At 66.7% G+C, this 15936-nt stretch carries 13 protein-coding genes; 6 read left to right on the top strand and 7 right to left on the bottom strand.

The window, feature by feature from the left end; all coding sequences use genetic code 11:
- The first annotated feature begins 132 nt into the window (after positions 1–132).
- On the top strand, positions 133–1545 hold the full coding sequence (locus BN1263_RS01300; protein WP_058979001.1) for a TPM domain-containing protein: 1413 nt from the start codon (positions 133–135) through the stop codon (positions 1543–1545).
- 1 nt (position 1546) lies between these two features.
- On the opposite strand, the gene BN1263_RS01295 is transcribed toward BN1263_RS01300, so the two are convergent.
- The 3 genes from BN1263_RS01295 to BN1263_RS01285 are packed head-to-tail and all read right to left on the bottom strand — an operon-like array spanning position 1547 to position 4193.
- A complete protein-coding gene (locus tag BN1263_RS01295) occupies positions 1547–2218 on the bottom strand; it encodes a VOC family protein (protein WP_058978998.1) in 672 nt (223 codons plus the stop codon).
- 54 nt (positions 2219–2272) lie between these two features.
- Positions 2273–3316: an alpha/beta hydrolase family protein gene (locus BN1263_RS01290; RefSeq protein WP_448226375.1), complete on the bottom strand. Its 1044-nt coding sequence runs from the start codon at positions 3314–3316 to the stop codon at positions 2273–2275.
- Between the two features lie 49 nt (positions 3317–3365).
- Positions 3366–4193 (bottom strand): AraC family transcriptional regulator, encoded by an 828-nt coding sequence (locus tag BN1263_RS01285; protein ID WP_058978996.1) that lies wholly within the window; start codon positions 4191–4193, stop codon positions 3366–3368.
- Between the two features lie 201 nt (positions 4194–4394).
- On the opposite strand from BN1263_RS01285, the gene BN1263_RS01280 reads away from it, so the two are divergent.
- Both BN1263_RS01280 and BN1263_RS01275 read left to right on the top strand, forming a co-directional pair.
- Complete coding sequence (locus tag BN1263_RS01280) at positions 4395–6797, top strand: TonB-dependent receptor plug domain-containing protein (protein WP_080398756.1); 2403 nt, start codon at positions 4395–4397, stop codon at positions 6795–6797.
- The gene (locus BN1263_RS01275; protein ID WP_058978991.1) at positions 6797–8098 is read left to right on the top strand and encodes an aminotransferase class V-fold PLP-dependent enzyme; all 1302 of its coding nucleotides are present in this window, start codon (positions 6797–6799) and stop codon (positions 8096–8098) included. The genes BN1263_RS01280 and BN1263_RS01275 overlap by 1 nt, the downstream gene beginning before the upstream one ends.
- Before the next feature lie 261 nt (positions 8099–8359).
- Here BN1263_RS01275 and BN1263_RS01270 read toward each other — a convergent pair whose 3' ends face one another.
- Genes BN1263_RS01270 through BN1263_RS01255 form a run of 4 tightly spaced genes read right to left on the bottom strand, consistent with a single transcriptional unit; the run spans position 8360 to position 12232 of the window.
- Positions 8360–9874: an aminotransferase-like domain-containing protein gene (locus BN1263_RS01270; protein WP_058978989.1), complete on the bottom strand. Its 1515-nt coding sequence runs from the start codon at positions 9872–9874 to the stop codon at positions 8360–8362.
- Between the two features lie 9 nt (positions 9875–9883).
- On the bottom strand, positions 9884–10483 hold the full coding sequence (locus BN1263_RS01265) for a DUF6436 domain-containing protein (protein ID WP_021201963.1): 600 nt from the start codon (positions 10481–10483) through the stop codon (positions 9884–9886).
- Positions 10483–10761: a hypothetical protein gene (locus BN1263_RS01260; protein WP_019336318.1), complete on the bottom strand. Its 279-nt coding sequence runs from the start codon at positions 10759–10761 to the stop codon at positions 10483–10485. The genes BN1263_RS01265 and BN1263_RS01260 overlap by 1 nt, the downstream gene beginning before the upstream one ends.
- 55 nt (positions 10762–10816) lie before the next feature.
- Positions 10817–12232, bottom strand: coding sequence for an aminotransferase-like domain-containing protein (locus tag BN1263_RS01255; protein ID WP_058978987.1), 1416 nt, complete (start codon positions 12230–12232; stop codon positions 10817–10819).
- Positions 12233–12415: 183 nt separating this feature from the next.
- Between BN1263_RS01255 and cyoA the strand changes: the two genes are divergently transcribed.
- The 3 genes from cyoA to cyoC are packed head-to-tail and all read left to right on the top strand — an operon-like array spanning position 12416 to position 15935.
- Positions 12416–13321: a ubiquinol oxidase subunit II gene (cyoA, locus tag BN1263_RS01250; RefSeq protein WP_058978985.1), complete on the top strand. Its 906-nt coding sequence runs from the start codon at positions 12416–12418 to the stop codon at positions 13319–13321.
- Positions 13322–13326: 5 nt separating this feature from the next.
- A complete protein-coding gene (gene cyoB, locus BN1263_RS01245) occupies positions 13327–15303 on the top strand; it encodes a cytochrome o ubiquinol oxidase subunit I (protein ID WP_012481499.1) in 1977 nt (658 codons plus the stop codon).
- A complete protein-coding gene (gene cyoC, locus BN1263_RS01240) occupies positions 15300–15935 on the top strand; it encodes a cytochrome o ubiquinol oxidase subunit III (RefSeq protein WP_010482111.1) in 636 nt (211 codons plus the stop codon). The genes cyoB and cyoC overlap by 4 nt, the downstream gene beginning before the upstream one ends.
- The last annotated feature ends 1 nt before the right edge of the window (position 15936 follow it).

Raw genomic sequence — 15936 nt, 5'->3', positions numbered from 1 at the left:
GTGAAGAGGTGTGTGGTAAAGGAGGCCGGCCGGGGTAATCCGGCCGGCTTTTCCGTTCATGGGGCAAGGACATACACGGATGCCGTTTCGCATGATGCACAGCACGCCGCCATTGCAAAGCATGGCGTCCACATGAGCCGGGTGCTGCGGTGGCGCAACGCATGGCAGCGGGTAGGGCTGGCACTGCTGCTCTGCCTGTTGCCGCCGCCAGTGCTCGCGGAGGCCGCGATCCCGGCACTGGATGACCCGGTGGTGGACACCGCCAACGCGCTGTCCGCCAGCACCCGCGCCACGCTGCGCGAGCAGGCATTGCAGCTGCAGGCACGCAAAGGCGCGCAACTGCAGGTGCTGGTGGTGCCCAGTGTTGGCGATGACGGCATCGAAGCCTATGCACAGCGCGTCTTCGAACAGTGGCAGCTGGGCCGCGCCGGTGTCGATGACGGGGTGTTGCTGCTGGTGGCAGTGCAGGACAGGCGCGTACGCATCCAGACCGGCTATGGCCTGGAAGGCACCATTCCCGATGCCTATGCCGCGCGCATCATCGACAAGGCTATCGTGCCGCGCCTGCGTGAGGGAGACCTGGACCAGGGCCTGCTGGACGGCAGCAAGGTGCTGGTGGCGTTGATCGATGGCGAGCCGCTGCCGCCCCGGGAAGATTCATCCGCACGCAACCTGTTGCCAGCGGATTGGCGCACAGGGGATTCGGTCGTTGCCCTGACGTTGCTAGTGGGGTTCCTGGCCGGTCTGTGGCGATCACCGCCGCGCCTGCTGGCCACCAGGACCGAGGCCGAGTTCAGCGGTAAACGCCGTGAGCGGCGGCGCAAGGCATTGGCAGCCAATGCGGCAATGCCCAGGCCGAATTGGCCGACATTGCCTGCCTGGGGTAGACCGCTGCTGGTAACGGCAGTGATGGCCGCTGGGTTGGTTTCGGCGACGCTGCTGCTGCCGCGGCATGTGCTGCCTGCGCTGTTCTTCGTGCTGTTACCTGCTGTACCGGTGGCGGCGCTGCTGGGATGGTGCTGGCGTCGCAGCCGTGGTGTGCGCATCGTGCTGTGCGGCATGTTGGCCGTCAGTATCGGTTTCTTCGCGGTGATGCTGGTCCGTGGCCAGTTGCCGCCCAGCCTTGCCCTGCACACGTTGCTGAACCTGGCGGTCGCCCTTGCCGCCATGCTGGTGTTCTTCCTGGTGCAGGCCGGCCGCGCGCGCTGGCGCAAGAACCGCAACAGCTTCGCCGTGCGGCTGGTGGTACTGGTGCTGTTGACCGGCGCCTATGCGCTGGGCGCGCTGCTGGCCATCGACCGGGCCAGCGACGGGAACGCACGCGTGTTGGCGATGATCGTGTCCAGCGTAGGCACGCTGTTCCTGTACTTCATCTGGCTGTTCACCCTGCTGCCCGGCGAAAAAGCACGCAGCGGACGAAGGTCGTCCCAAGGCTACCGTTCCTCGTCCAGCACCTCGTCGTCGAGTTCGTCCTCGAGCAGTTCCGGCGGCTGGTCCGGTGGTGGTGGTCGCAGCGGCGGCGGCGGCGCTTCGGGCAGCTGGTAGCTCAGGCCGCCCACACCCGCCAGCCCAGCGCGGCATCGCGCAGTTCGCCGCTACCGTTCACATCACCCACCTGCAGCTGCACGCCCTGGGCACCGGGCAGGTCTTTCTGCTCGGGGAACCAGCGCCGGTCCGCAGCAACCACGATCAGCAGGCCTTCGTCGTCGCCCATCGGCGCGAACTGCGGCGACGGCGGGCTGATCGGCTGCAGGCCGAAGCGCTGGCTGGACTGTTCGCGCACCGCATCGACATCGTGGCTGGGTAGGCCAACCTCGCTCAGGCAGGTCAGCTCGCTGCCATGGAAGGCGCCTGCGCGCGTGCTGACTGGCAGACGGCGCCGGCCGATCAATTCGAGGATCAGGCCATCGGGACCGGTGAAGTACACCGACTGCGACTGCCAGCTGCTCTCCAGCGCAAAGTAATCCAGGCCATCAGGATTACGTTGCAGCGGGGTACGTTCGCGCAACCAGGCCATCGCCCCGCCGAAGCGGTTGTCCGGTACGTTGAAGGCCAGGTGCACGCCACCGACGGGGTGACCACCCGCCGGCTGCAGTTCGATGGTGCTCCAGCCGATGTGCACATGGTTGCCGACCACGCGCTGCTGCAGCACATCATGGAAATACGCGGCCACGGAAGCGACGTCGGATACCGGCAGGGTGAGGTGCAGCAGGCGCATGATCGATTCTCCGTGGACGCGCCCACTGTAGCGCCGGGCCACGCCCGGCGGCCACTAGCGCAGTGAATGGTCGAAGAACCGCACTGCTGCGTCCACTGTCTGCGCGTGGGTCTTTGCCTTTGGCACTGACGTGCTGCAGAGGTCCTGCAGCCGCTGCTGCCCGGTCGGGGTGCATGCGGCGAGGAAATCGTAATGGCCGACACCTGGCAGCAGCTGCAGTGCAGCGCCCGCAATCACTGCACGCGCGGCCGCGCCATTGGTCTGTGGCGGCGCAACCGTGTCAGCCTCGCCAAGCACAATCGACACGGGTAGCCGCAACGAGGACAGCTGCTCGGGCGCGAAGGCCTGGATGATCGCCGGTGCCAGCAGGAACATCGCGCGCACGCCGGGAATGGCGCGTGCGTCGTTGGCGTGGGACATCCACGGCGACAGCTCGGCCGACGCCGCAGCGGCAACACGCGCCTCCATCGTGTGCGTTGCCGCTTCCTGTTGAGGCCGGCAGACGCCGTCATCCGGATGCGCCGTGCAGAACGCCAGCAGTCGCTGCAGGTCCGGTTGCGCCCCAGCCGCCAACAGCGCGGTGTAGCCACCGGCCGAGAAACCGGCAACACCCAGGCGTTCAGGATCGACATGCGGGCCCAGCACTGGATCGGCCTGCACGGCCGCCAGTGCGGCGCGCAGATCATCCGCGCGCAGCCAGGTCAACATGCTGCCATGGAGGGTCATCTGGTCGGCACCATTGTTGCCGGGATGATCGACCGCGATCACCAGATAACCTTTCCGTGCCAGCGCGGTGCCCAGCCAGCCCATCATGCGCGCGCTGCCGCCGTTGCCATGCGACAGCAGCAGTGTCGGCAGGGGAGCGCCTGCGGGCGGCGCATCCATCGCCGAGCGACCAACATCGAACAGGGGCGTGCCAGGCGGCCCGATGGTCACCTCGACTTCGCTGCTATCGGCCGGTGCCGGATACCACACCGTGTAGCGCAGGGTGTTGCGGTGCTGCGCATCGCGCACGGCGGCACTGGCCACCGTCGTGGTGCCATGGCGCTCGCCGGCTTTCCAGGTGTCGCCTGCGTGGGCGGAGAGCGCCGGTGCCATCAGCAGCAGCCCGACAATTGTGATGTTCACGCGCATCTTCAGCTCCATGTCAGCAGGGACCTTCGTCTACCGGCAGCCAGATCTCCACGCCGCCGTTGCCAGTGTGCTCGTTGAACCGGGCGTCGTAGCGCTCCAGGTCCGGCGCGTCGGCCAGGCTGAGGCCGGCGCTGGGCAGGTAGTGATCCAGCAACCAGAACCAGGTCGAGCGGATGGCCGAGATGTGCCCGCCGTGCCAGGCCACCAAGTAGCGTCGTGCGGGCACATCCACGCGCTGCCAGTGCGCGGGTACAGGGCCAAGTGAACCAATCGGCAGCGCGGCGATATAGTCGAAGCCGCCGTCGTCGTCGTTGTTGCAGCACACCCCAAAACTGACCGGGGCCGGCGCCGGCCATTCCCGGTTGAGCTGGGCCCACTGCCCGGGAATGGCACCGCCGCTGTTGCGGGTATGGCGCATGCCGATACCGGCCAGCTGGAAGGCCGGGGTGTCGAGCAGCTGTGGCGCCTCAGCGCAGGCAGCCGGCGCCTCGTCCACGCGGATCGCCTGCACCAGCGCCAGCCCATCGGTGCCCTGTTCGCGTACCCGTTCCGGTGTCTGCCCGAACTGTTCGCTGAAGGCACGGGTAAACGCGGCATGAGTGGTGTAGCCCGCGCCAATCGCCACCTGCAGGATGTCGCATGCGCCGTTGGCCAGCCGCTGCGCGGCCGTTGTCAAGCGGCGCCCACGCAGGTAACGGACCACCGACGTGCCGGTGCGGGCCTGGAACAGGCGCGACAGATGGAATGGCGACAGTCCCACCGCAGTGGCGATATCGGCCAAGGCCAGCGGCTGCTCCGCATGGGTTTCGATGTACCACACCGCCTTGCCTGCCGCACTCATCCTGTCGTTCCATGAATCCGATGCTGGACACAGTAGCGGATCGGCAGGCGCGGCGTTTAGCAGTTCTTGCGCCTGCGCGGACTCAAGCTGTCGCACTGACGTCATGCCTCCTTCACAGATCGCGCCGAGACTGCGCGCCTTGTCCAGGCCTGTTGTGTCCGCACAGGTGCTGGCCCAGTCGCGTCCTCCCGGAGCCCTGCCGTGCATCGTTCGAAGCTTTCGCGTTCCATCCTCCTTGCCCTTTCCATGGCCAGTGCAGGAGGCGCGATCGCAGCGGAGGCCGATGCGGTCGATGCCGCAGGCGGCAGCCGCGCCGTACCCACCCAGCTCGACGCGATGCTGGTCACCGGTACCCGCGCGTCCAACCGAACCCAGTTCGAAACGCTGGCGCCGGTGGACGTGTTCACCAAGGAAGACATCAGGTCCGTTGAATCCACCGACCTGAAGGACGTGCTGGCGCAGCTGGTGCCGTCGTTCGTGGTGCAGCGCCTGCCGATGGCCGACGGGCAGGTGTTCGTGCGTCCGGCCACCCTGCGTGGCCTGTCGCCGGACCAGACCCTGGTGCTGGTCAACGGCCGCCGCTTCCATCGCAGCGCGCTGCTCGGCAACCGCGGTGCGCAGGCCGCTGATCTGGCACAGATTCCCACCAGTGCCATCAAGCGCATCGAGGTGCTGCGCGATGGTGCGTCGGCGCAGTACGGCTCGGACGCCATCGCCGGTGTCATCAACATCATTCTTGAGGACGGCCCCGGCACCGGGATCACCGCCGGCTATTCGCAGTACGCGCAGGGCGACGGTGCCTCGCGCGACTTCAGTGCGCGCACCGGCTGGTCGCTGGGCGACTATGGCAGCCTGGTGCTGTTCGCCGAGTCGTCCAATTCAGACGCCACCTCGCGTACCCGCCAGCGCCCGGATGCGATCGCCTTCCAGGCTGTACATCCGGAGCTGGAGGTGGCCAACCCGGTGCAGCGCTGGGGCCAGCCGGAACTGGAGAGTCGCCGCGTCGGCTTCAACATGAAGGCCAACGCCAGCGACGCGCTGGAGCTGTATGCGTTCGGTCTTTACAGCCACAGCGATGGCGTCAGTGATTTCAACTGGCGCAATCCGGACACCACCACCGGCGCCTACCGCACCACCGTCATCTTCCCGGGCTGGAACCTGCGCTCGATCTACCCGGTGGGTTTCAGCCCGCAGTACGGCAACGTCCAGAACGACCTGCAGCTGGTCGGCGGCCTGCGCGGCGAGATCACACCGAAGCTGCGCTGGGACGTGAGCGCCTCGTATGGCCGCAACGCCATCGACTACAGCCTGAAGAACTCGATCAATGCCTCGCTCGGCCCGGCCAGCCCGACCGACTTCGATCTCGGCCGCCTGACCCAGACCGAGAAGAACGCCAACGCCGACTTCAACTATGAGTGGGACGTGGCCGCGCTGACCAGGCCGATCAACGTCGCCTTCGGTGGCGAGTTCCGCCAGGAGACCTACCAGGTGCGCGCCGGTGACCCGGCGTCGTACGCGGTGGGTCCGGGCGCGGCTGCAGGCCTGGAGGCCAATTCCAATGGTGCGCCCGGTTTCTCGGCCAGCCAGGCCGGGCAGTGGAGCCAGCGCAGCAAGGCCGCCTATGTGGATATGGAAGTGCCGCTGGGCGAGCGCTGGAGCATCGGTGCGGCCAGCCGCTACGAGGACTTCTCCAGCTTCGGCAGCACGCTGGACGGCAAGCTGTCGGCGCGCTTCGCGATCACGCCGGATGTAGCCCTGCGCGGTACCGTGTCCACCGGCTTCCGTGCGCCGACGCCGGCGCAGCTCAACACCACCAGTACCACCCAGGGCCTGGACACGCGCACGCTGCAGATCTTCACCAGCGGCCGCCTGTCGCCGAACGATCCGCTGGCGCAGCTGCTCGGTGCCAGGCCGTTGAAGCCGGAAGAATCGCGTACCGCCTCGCTGGGCCTGACCTGGCGCACCGACCTGGGCCTGTCCGGTTCGGTGGATGTCTACCAGATCAAGCTCAGCGACCGCTTCAGCCAGTCGGCCAGTTTCGCCATTCCGGCCGGTACGCCCAATCCGCTGGGCTATACCTCGGTGAACTATTTCACCAACGACTTCGATACCACCACCACCGGCGTGGATGTGGTCGGCAACTACCTGCGTGATCTCGGCGCCGGCCGCATGACGTTGACCCTGGCCTACAACTACAACCGCACCCGCGTGGACAATGGCAGCACCTCGGTGGCGACCAACGAAACCCAGCGCGTGCTGTTCGAAGACCGCCTGCCCGAGCACAAGGGCAGCCTGACCGGCGGCTGGGACATCGGCGCCTGGTCGCTGATGGCACGCATGCGCTACTACGGCGCCTGGACCGATTCCAGCGGCAATGCAGTGGGCGATATCTACCAGCGCTTCGGCGCGATGAGCTTCCTCGACCTGGCCGTCGGCTATCGCATCAACGAACATCACAGCCTGCGTGTGGGTGCCGACAACGTATTCGACCGCTATCCGGACGAAGCCACCTTCCAGGCCAGTCGCGGCCTGGTCTACTCGCGCAACGCGCCGTACGACACCGACGGCGCCAACCTGTACGCACAGTACCGGCTGAGCTTCTGATGGACCCGGCCCGCCGCTCCCTGTTGCGTGCCGGCACCTTGCTGCCGGCCGCAGCCGCACTTTCTTCACTGCCGGCCATGGCTGCCACGCGTTACGCTGCGTCCATGCAGATTCCCGCAACGACCGTGGCGCCGGACGTGCTGGCCCGCGATGAAAACTACTGGGCCGCCGTGGCCAGCCACTTCGATGTCACCGACGAAGTGAACCATCTGGAGAACGGCTACTGGGGCGCGATGGGCCGCCAGACGCTGGCCAGCTACCAGCGCCATACCGCGGAAGTGAACCGAGGCAACGCCTGGTATGGCCGCCGTGAGTTCCCGGCGCAGTACATGGCGGTGCAGCGGCAGGTGGCCGAACTGCTGGGCGTGGGCGCCGACGAGATCGCACTGACCCGCGGTGCCACCGAGGCGATGCTGGCGCTGATCGGCGGCTACAACCGCCTGCAGCCCGGCGACCAGGTGCTGTACGCCGATATCGACTACGACAGCATGATCGGCGCGATGCGCTGGCTGCAGCAGCGCCGCGGCGTGCAGGCCGAGCGCATCGCGCTGCCGGCAGTGCCCGACCATGCGCAGATCCTGCAGGCCTACGAGGCCACGTTCGCGCGGCTGCCTCGCCTGAAACTGGTGCTGCTGACCCAGGTCAGCCATCGCCATGGACTGGTGCTGCCGGTGGCCGAAATCGCCGAACGTGCGCGGGCACGCGGCATCGACGTGATCGTTGATGCGGCGCACGGGTTCGGCCAGATCGACTACGCGGTGCCGCAGCTCAAGGCCGATTTCGTTGGCATCAACCTGCACAAGTGGATCGGCGCACCGGTCGGCGTCGGCGCGATGTATGTGCGCAAGGGCCGCGTTGCGGACCTCGACCCGTACATGGGCGAGACCGACGATGGCCGCGTGGGCAGCCGTGTGCACACCGGCACGGTCAACTTCGCCGCTTACCTGGCGCTGCCAGAAGCGATCGCGCTGCACCAGCGTATCGGCGCGGCCAACAAGCAGGCGCGCCTGCGCTACCTGCGCGAGCGCTGGACCGTGCCTGCGCGGCAGATGGCGCACATCGAAGTGCTGTCTTCACCGGACCCGGCGTTGGCGAGTGCATTGGCCAGTTTCCGCCTGCGCGGGCGCACCAGCGTGGCTGACAACATCGCGCTGCAGAAGCGCCTGTTGGACGAGCATCGCGTGTTCACCACGCATCGTGACGGGTTGGACTCCGGCGCCTGCGTGCGGGTGACGCCGTCGGTGTTCACCCGACCGGAGCAGTTGGATGCGCTGGTGCAGGCGCTCTCTGCCCTGGCCTGATCATGAACGGTAGTGCCGGCCGCTGGCCGGCAACCTCATGATCGTCGCCCACGAGCAGCTGCCGGCCAGCGGCCGGCACTACCGATCGGGTGGGTGCCGACCGTTGGCCGGCACATCCCATTCCACGATCTACCTCCGATCTGGCGGGTGCCAACCTTGGTTGGCACATTCCAACCGTGCCGGGGAATCTTCCGCCGGCCAGCGGCCGGTACTACCGATCGGGTGGGTGCCGACCGTTGGTCGGCACATCCCATTCCACGCCTACCGCTCGATCGCCGGCAACGCATCGGACAACAACAACCGGTCAATCCGCCGCAACGCACTCTCCAGCTGCCGTCGGTCCGCCGCCAGTCCCAGCGACAACCGCACGCCGTACTGGAGCGAGACCCCCGGCGGACAGAACGCCGATGACGGCGCAATCGCCAGCCCCTGCAGCTGTGCGGTACGCACCAGCGTGGCGTCGGTCCAGGGTGCCGGTATCCGGCACCAGGCATGCAGGCCCTCCGCGCGCTGCAGCAGCGACGGCGCGAGCAGGTAACGTGCCATGCGCATGCGCTCGCGTGCCTCGGCGCGTACCTGGGCCAGCAGTGACTGCGCCGAACCATCCAGCAGCAGTTGGCTGGCCAATGCCGAGACCAGCGGATGGCCCATCAGCCGCGTCGCCCGCAACGCAGCCGTCATCGCCTCGGCGTGCGCAGCGCTCGGGCACTGCGCGAACGCGGTGCGCAGGCCAGGGCTGATCACCTTCGACAGCGTCGCCACATAGAACACATGGCGCGGTGCCAGCGTTGCCAGGGGTATCGGTGCATCTTCGGCAAGGTGCCAGTACGGATCATCCTCGATCGCCAGCAGGCCTTCGCTCTCCAGTACACGCGCCAGCGCCTCGCGCCGCTGCAGCGGCAGGGTCAGCGCGGTCGGGTTCTGGCAGGTGGGATTGAGATAGACCAGGCGCGCGCCGCTTTCGCGCGCCTGCCGCAGCAGCGCTTCAGGGCACATGCCGTGTTCGTCGCTGTCCACCGGCATCAGCCGACGCCCCAGCGCCGCTGCGGCCTGCAGCAGGCCCGGATAGACCAGCGCATCGCACAGGATCGTATCGCCATCGCGGCCCTGGCTGACCAGGATCGCGGCCAATGCCACCTGCGCGCCTTCGGTCAGCAGCAGGCAGTCGTCATCCACGGCGCCCAGCATCGGCTGCAGCCAATGCGCCGCAGCATGGCGATCAGTGGGGTTGCCGCCACCCAGGTGATACGTCATCAGGTTCGGCGCGTTGCTGCGTGCAAGCACGGCGGCGGCACCGCGGCGCAGTGTCTCGGCCAGCGCATCGGCATCGGGCACCGGCGGCACGTTCATGCTCAGGTCCACCACCTGGTCGAAGCCGGCCTTGGGCGGTGCGATGAAGCTGCCCTGTGGTCCACGCGCTTCGATCAGGCCACGCTTGCGTGCTTCATCGAAGGCGCGGGTGACCGTGGTCAGGTCGATGCCCAGCTGCTGCGCCAACGCGCGCTGCGAGGGCAGGCGCTGTCCCGGTGCCAGACCACCACGGCGCACCGTGCGTTCCAGCGAATTGACGATGCGCAGGTAGATCGGACCGCTGTGCGCGAGCACGTCCTGCACCCACTCGCGCGCTGCGACATCCGGTCGCGGCATGTACGGAGCATGTCGGGGCGTATCGTTGCTTCCAACGGCGGGAGCCTGTCCATAACCATCGGTCGGTTCGGACAGGTGACCGCCGTTGTTGTTTGCGGCGGTCGCGCCACCCAGAGCCAGTGATGTCATTGCGCGTCCTCAGCGCTTGGCCTGCCACGGGCAGTAGCAGCCCACGGCAAGCAGTCCTTTGGGGCGCACGGTTTCACCGCGCACCAGTCTGTCCAGCAGCGGTTCGACGAAGCTGTTGGCCGAGTTGCAGACCATGCCGATGCTGTACGGGCCGGCATACGCCAGATGGCCGTGCCGGTCCCAGATCGCCACGGCAGGGCTGGCCGGGATGTGTTCGATACCGTCGATGGTCGGCAGGTTGATCACCTTGTTGCGCAGCGGCTCGGGCAGCGCGCCCTGCGTGCCAGGGCGGCGGATCGCGTAGAAGTCGATGCCGGCACGGCGGTACATGCTGATCAGGTAGCTCAGGTGCGCACCGGTCTCGCGGTTGCACACGCCGCAGGCCGGGTCCCAGAAATGCACCACGCGGATGCGGCCGGTATCTCCGGCCAGATCGGCCGGCAGGCGCAGCTGCGAGTCGTCGAAGACGATGGCCTGTTCGGTGAACGTGGACTGCGCGCTGTAACCGAAGTACTGCCACAGTGCAGCCGCCACGCCTGCCATGAACAGGCAGGCGAGGGCGATCATCGTCGGCAGCAGCCAGCGGCGGCGCGGCGCGGCTGCGCCCATCAGGAGTCTTCCCGGCCGAACTTGTGCACGTACTGCTTGCGCATCTCGCGGCAGGAATCGGCCTGCGCGCGGCGCTGGATCTCGCTACGCGACGGATCCTCGCTGCGCTGCAGGCACTGCTCGATGGCGTGGCGTTCGGCGGCCTGTACGTCCACGGTCTGTGGCTGCAGGCAGACCCAGGCCAGCGCGGCCAGCATCAGCACCACAAAGCCACCGCAACCGGCCATCACCAGGTGGAACTTCAGTTTCTCGGCGCGCATCGATGCACGTCCCTTCATCCATACATTGCATACAAAATATCATTTTGTATGGATTGGGCGCCATGCGTTCGGTTCAGACAATGGCGTTGTGCCGGGCCTCGGGAACTTCGGACAGGATCTCGTTCAGCTTGGCCAGCGCCCCGGCCAAAGCGCCCTGGTCGACCGCGCCGCCCAGCGACAGGCGGATTGCGTTGCCCGGCGGCGGTTCTTCCACGCTGAAGGCATCCGAGCTGGCGATGCCCAGGCCCTGTTCCTGCGCGGCCTGGATCAGCCGGTACTGGTCAAGCCGTGGCGGCAGCGGCAGCCACACATGCAGGCCGGCCGGATGGGCCTGGACGCGGGTGGGCAGATAGCGGGCGGCAATGGCCTGGCGCTCGCGCAGCTCCTGCTGGAAGCGCTGCACCATGTCCTGGGCCTGGCCACTGCGGATCCACTGCGAGGCCACCGCCACCATCGACTGGGTCGGCATCAGTGCGATCGCGCGCAGGGCGTCCAGCACTGGCTCCATCGGCTCGCCGGCCGGCACCACCAGGTAAGCGGTGCGCAGGCCCGGGGCCAGGCACTTGGACAGGGTGGAGATGTAGTAGACCGGGCAGCCGGCGTCGCGGTGGGCGGCCAACGGCGGCGCGGCGTCACCAGCCAGCAACCAGTAGGGATCGTCTTCGATCACGGTCAGATCGTGGCGCTTGGCAACCGCCAGCAGGGCCTGCCGACGCTGCGCCGACATCGTCGCCGTGGTCGGATTCTGGATGGTCGGCACCAGGTATAGCAGGCGCGGCCGGCGCAGCTGGCAGGCTTCTTCCAAGGCGTCGGGCAGCATGCCTTCGGCGTCCATTGCCACCGGCACCACGCCCCGCTGCAGCACGCGCGCGGCGGCCAGCAGGCCCGGGTAGGTCAGCTGCTCGGCGGCGATCAGCTCGCCCGGCTGGGTGCGGGCCAGGATCAGCGCGCACAGCGCGGTCTGCGCGCCCGGGCAGATCACCACATGGTCCGCACCGACCATGCCCAGCATCGGCGCCAGCCACTGCACGGCGGCGGCGCGGTCCTCACGAGTGCCGGCGCCGACGTGATAGCTCATCAGTTCGCCCTGGCCCAGCTGCTGGCCCACGTGCTGGAAACCGGCCTCCATGCCCTGTGCGAACGGCGCGCTGCCCAGCAGCGGCGGGATGTTCATGCTCAGGTCCACCGAGGTGCTGCGGTTGCCGGCCGACAGCGCAATGAAGGTGCCGCCGGCGCCCTGCGCATCGAGCAGGCCGGCCTGGCGCAGCTCGGCAAAGGCACGGGTGACCGTGGTCAGGTCCACGCCCACCTGCTGGGCCAGGTCGCGCTGCGGCGGCAGGCGGTCGCCCGGGCGCAGCACGCCGTCATCCACCGCCTCGCGCACCTGCTGGGCAATCTGCAGGTACAGCGGGCCGGCGCCCTCGCGGAAGGGGCGGACCCAGGTGCGATTGGGGTGTTTCAGGCGGCGGCCGGCGGCAGGTGGCGTCATCGGTCAGATATTTCCATACGTGCAGATGCACAAGTCCATACAATGCTGTATTTTGTATGGGCTTGATTGGAGTGGCTCGCCTGCTTGTAGGCGACCTCGTACCCACAGTGTAGCCGCTCCACGCCCGGGCGCTGCGCGCAGGCGAGCCGGTCAAGCGCGCTTCTTCAACAGGGTTGACCTCCAATGAATATCTGCTGGAACCGCATCCGCCTGGCGCTGGTCGCCCTGGCCTGCGTCGGCCTGTCGGGCTGTGACTGGGTGCTGCTGGATTCGAAGGGCATGGTCGGGCTCGCCCAGCGCGACCTGATCCTGATCTGCATCGGCCTGATGCTGATCGTGGTGATACCGGCCATCGTGCTGACCTTCGTGTTCGCGTGGCGCTACCGCGCCGGCAACACCAAAGCGAAATACACGCCGGACTGGTCGCACTCCACCAAGGTGGAGATCGTGGTCTGGGGCGTGCCGCTGATCATCATCGCGGTGCTGGCGGTGATCGTGTGGAAGTCCACCCACGAGCTGGACCCCTACAAGCCGCTGGACGTGGCTGGCGAACCGCTGCACGTGGACGTGATCGCCACCGACTGGAAGTGGGTGTTCGTGTACCCGGACCTGGGCATCGCCACGGTCAACCAGCTCAACTTCCCGGCCAATCGTCCGCTGGCATTCAACATCACCTCCAACTCGACGATGAATACCTTCTTCATCCCGCAGCTGGGTGGGCAGATCTACGCGATGGCCGGCATGCGCACGCAGCTGCACCTGATCGCCAACGAACCCGGCCAGTTCCGTGGCATGTCCGGCAACTACAGCGGGCATGGCTTCTCGAACATGAAGTTCATCGCCACTGCCAGCAGCAACGAAGACTTCGAGCGCTGGGTGGCCGAAGTGCGCAGCGCGCCGGACGCGCTCAGCTTCACGCAGTTCAAGGCGCTGGCCGCGCCGTCGAAGAACGCACCGGTGCAGCACTTCTCCAGTGTTGAACCGCTGCTGTTCAAGAAGGTCATCGACCAGTTCATCGTCGTCGGTGAGAACACCGCTGCTGCTACCCCGGCGGGCGCTGCCGGCGGTGCTCAGGTTTCCCAGGAGTAACGAACATGTTGGGTAAATTGACGTGGGAGGCTGTGCCACTGCACGAGCCGATCGTCGTGGTCACATTGGCGGCCATGGTGCTGGGCGGCCTCGCGCTGCTCGGCGCGGTGACGTACTTCAAGCTGTGGGGTCCGCTCTGGCGTGACTGGTTCACCACCGTGGACCACAAGAAGATCGGCATCATGTACGTGGTGGTGGCGCTGGTCATGCTGGTGCGTGGCTTTGCCGATGCGCTGATGATGCGCGCGCAGCTGGCGGCGGCCGGGCCAGGCAGTGACGGCTTCCTGCCGCCCGAGCACTACGACCAGATCTTCACCGCGCACGGCGTGATCATGATCTTCTTCGTGGCCACCCCGTTCGTGGTCGGCCTGATGAATATCATCGTGCCGCTGCAGATCGGTGCGCGCGACATGGCGTTCCCGTTCCTCAACGCCTTCAGCTTCTGGATCTTCGTAGTCGGCGCAGCGTTGATGATGATCTCGCTGGGCGTTGGCGAATTCGCCATGACCGGCTGGGTCGCCTATCCGCCGCTGTCGGGCATCGAGTTCAGTCCAGGCGTGGGTGTCGACTACTACATCTGGGCATTGCAGGCGTCCGGTGTCGGCACCTTGCTGACCGGCGTCAACCTGTTTATCACCATCCTGCGCATGCGTGCGCCGGGCATGACCCTGATGAAGATGCCGGTGTTCACCTGGACTGTGCTGGTCACCAGCGTGATCATCATCGCCGCCTTCCCGATCCTGACCGTGGCGCTGGGTGCGCTCACCCTGGACCGCTACCTGGACTTCAACTTCTACACCAACACATTGGGTGGCAACCCGATGATGTACGTGAACCTGGTGTGGGCCTGGGGCCATCCGGAGGTGTACATCCTGGTGCTGCCGGCGTTCGGCATCTTCTCCGAAGTGACCGCCACGTTCGCGCGCAAGAAGCTGTTCGGCTACAAGTCGATGGTCGGTGCCACGCTGGCGATCGGCATCCTGTCGTTCATCGTCTGGCTGCACCACTTCTTCACCATGGGCTCCGGTGCCAGCGTCAATGCCTTCTTCGGCATCATGACGATGATCATCGCCATCCCCACCGGCGTGAAGATCTTCACCTGGCTGTTCACCATGTACGGCGGCCGCGTCGAGTTCAGCGTGCCGATGCTGTGGACCATCGCTTTCCTGGTCACCTTCACCATCGGTGGCATGACCGGCGTGCTGCTGGCCATCCCGGGCGCGGACTTCCTGCTGCACAACAGCCTGTTCCTGGTCGCGCACTTCCACAACACCATCATCGGCGGCGCGCTGTTCGGCTACCTGGCCGGCTTCGCCTACTGGTTCCCGAAGGTGTTCGGCTTCACCCTCAACGAGCGCCTGGGCAAGTGGTCGTTCGCCTGCTGGGTGATCGGCTTCTACCTGGCCTTCATGCCGCTGTACATGCTGGGCTTCATGGGCATGACCCGCCGCATGAACCAGTACGACAATCCGGCGTGGACGCCGTACCTGATCGCCGCCTTCATCGGTGCACTGTTCGTGTTCGCGGGCATCATCCTAATGCTGGTGCAGATCTACGTGAGCGTTCGCGACCGCAAGCGCAACCTGGACCTGACCGGCGACCCGTGGAATGCGCGCACGCTGGAATGGGCCACGCCGTCGCCGCCGCCGTTCTACAACTTCGCCGTGGTGCCCAAGGCCGATGAGCTGGACGCCTTCCACGAAGCGAAGAAGCGCGGCCTGCCGCCGCCGCCGAAGAAGTACGCACCGATCCACATGCCGAAGAACACCGGCGTGCCGCTGATCCTCAACATCTGGATCCTGGTGCTGTGCTTCGCCCTGGTCTGGCACATCTGGTGGATGGCCGCGGCCAGCTTCATCGCGATGATCGTCACCCTGATCGTGCGGTCCTACGACGAGGACGTGGACTACTACGTCAGTTCCGAAGAGGTGGCGCGCACTGAAGCGGCCAACCTTGCCAAGCTGAAGGAGGTACGCGCATGAACCTGTTGACCCGCCCCGAGCTGGCCACCGGCACGCAGGCACACGAGGACCACCACGAACACGACCACAGCCACGAGCAGGGCGGCATGAAGGTGTTCGGCATGTGGGTCTACCTCATGTCCGACCTGGTGCTGTTCGGTTCGCTGTTCGCCTCGTACGCGGTGCTCAGCACCGCCTACGCCGGCGGCCCCACCGGCAAGGAGCTGTTCTCGCTGCCGTTCGTGATGGCCGAGACCTTCCTGCTGCTGGTCTCCAGCATCACCTACGGCCAGGCCGTACTGGCGATGCACCGCCACGACACCTCGGCGGTGCTGCGCTGGCTGGGCGTGACCTTCGTGCTCGGTGCCTCGTTCATCGGCATGGAGATCTATGAGTTCTCGCACCTGATCCACGAAGGCGCAGGCCCCAGCACCAGTGCCTACCTGTCGGCGTTCTTCGCGCTGGTCGCCACCCACGGCCTGCACGTGGCCAGCGGCCTGATCTGGATGGCGGTGGTCATGCACCAGGTCTACCGCCGTGGCCTGACCCCGACCAACATCACCCGCGTGTCGTGCCTGAGCCTGTTCTGGCACTTCCTGGACCTGGTGTGGATCTGCGTCTTCACCTTCGTCTACCTGATCGGAGCCTTCTGAC

The organism is Stenotrophomonas thermophila (genome assembly GCF_001499715.1).
Taxonomy (GTDB): Bacteria; Pseudomonadota; Gammaproteobacteria; order Xanthomonadales; family Xanthomonadaceae; genus Stenotrophomonas; species Stenotrophomonas hibiscicola.
The sequence above is the reverse complement of the archived record's forward strand: the minus strand, read 5'-3'. Positions and strand labels throughout refer to the sequence as shown.